Origin of the sequence: Streptomyces sp. NRRL S-1022 (assembly GCF_000720135.1) — a bacterium.
In the GTDB taxonomy this organism is placed as follows: Bacteria; Actinomycetota; Actinomycetes; order Streptomycetales; family Streptomycetaceae; genus Streptomyces.
Genome location: NZ_JOIU01000101.1, coordinates 1 through 936, shown reverse-complemented (window position 1 = coordinate 936; position 936 = coordinate 1). Strand labels below are relative to the sequence as shown.

1 protein-coding gene is annotated in these 936 nt (G+C 72.8%); it reads left to right on the top strand.

Annotated elements, in window-relative coordinates; all coding sequences use genetic code 11:
- On the top strand, positions 1-936 hold a 936-nt coding region (locus IG05_RS0140990), incomplete at both ends, for an acyltransferase domain-containing protein (protein ID WP_158839159.1).

The following is a 936-nucleotide window of genomic DNA, read 5'->3' as shown; positions in this document are numbered from 1 at the left end:
GACCCGATCGAGGCGCAGGCCCTCCTCGCGACCTACGGCCAGGACCGCGAACAGCCCCTGTGGCTGGGCTCGTTGAAGTCCAACATCGGACACACCCAGATGGCCGCGGGCGTCGCCGGTGTCATCAAGATGGTGCAGGCCATGCGGCACGGCGTCCTCCCGGCCACCCTGCACGTCGACACCCCGACCTCGCAGGTCGACTGGTCGGACGGCGCGGTCGAACTGCTGACGGAGCCCCGCGAGTGGCCGGACGCGAACCGCCCGCGCCGGGTGGGCGTCTCCGGGTTCGGTGTCAGCGGCACCAACGCGCACGTGATCCTGGAACAGGCACCGGAGGAGCCGACCGCCGAGCCGGTGGTCCCGGCCGACGGTGTGGTGCCGGTGGTCGTGTCGGCGCGGAGCACGGGTGCGCTGGCGGGGCAGGCGGGGCGGTTGGCCGCGTTCGTGGACGAGACCGACGCGCCGCTCGCCGCTGTCGCGGGGGCGCTGGTGTCCCGGCGAGCGGTGCTCTCCGAGCGGGCCGTGATCGTCGCCGAGAGCCGCGAGGACGTGGTCTCCGAGTTGTACGACCGGTATCCGGTGTTCGCGCGGGCGTTGGACGATGCGTGCGCCGCCCTGGACGGGCACCTCGGCGCGGAACTCCCCGTCAGGGATGTGGTCTTCGGTGACGCGGAGCTCCTGGACCGGACGGTGTTCACGCAGGCCGGGTTGTTCGCGGTGGAGTCGGCGTTGTTCCGGCTGGTGGAGTCGTGGGGTGTGCGGCCTGACGTCGTGGCCGGACATTCCATCGGTGAGGTCGTCGCGGCGCATGTGGCCGGGGTGTTGTCGTTGGAGGACGCGGCGGCGCTGGTGGCGGCGCGGGGCCGGCTGATGCAGGCCCTGCCGGCGGGCGGTGCGATGGTCGCCGTGGCCGCTTCCGAGGCGGAGATCACCGAA